General features: G+C 71.0%; 1 protein-coding gene. It reads left to right on the forward strand.

Annotated elements, in window-relative coordinates; translation table 11 throughout:
* Window positions 1–252 (forward strand): MBL fold metallo-hydrolase (locus ACSNOK_RS35280; RefSeq protein WP_436784768.1); only part of this gene is annotated, 252 nt, incomplete at both ends.

A 252-nucleotide genomic window follows, 5' to 3' on the forward strand; every position in this document is an offset into this window, starting at 1 on the left:
GTGCAGCTCGCCGTGATCCACCCCGACATCCCCCGGGTCACCAACATCGGCTTCGTCCTGGACGGCTCGCTGTTCCACCCGGGTGACGCGCTGACGGTGCCGGAGCGGCCGGTGGAGACGCTGATGCTGCCGGTGCACGCGCCGTGGAGCAAGGTCGCGGAGGTCATCGACTACGTCCGCGAGGTGAAGCCGCGGCGCGCGCTCGACGTGCACGACGGGCTGCTCACGGACATCGCCCGGCCCGTGTACGAC

This window comes from Streptomyces sp. URMC 126 (genome assembly GCF_051386555.1).
Lineage (GTDB): Bacteria > Actinomycetota > Actinomycetes > Streptomycetales > Streptomycetaceae > Streptomyces.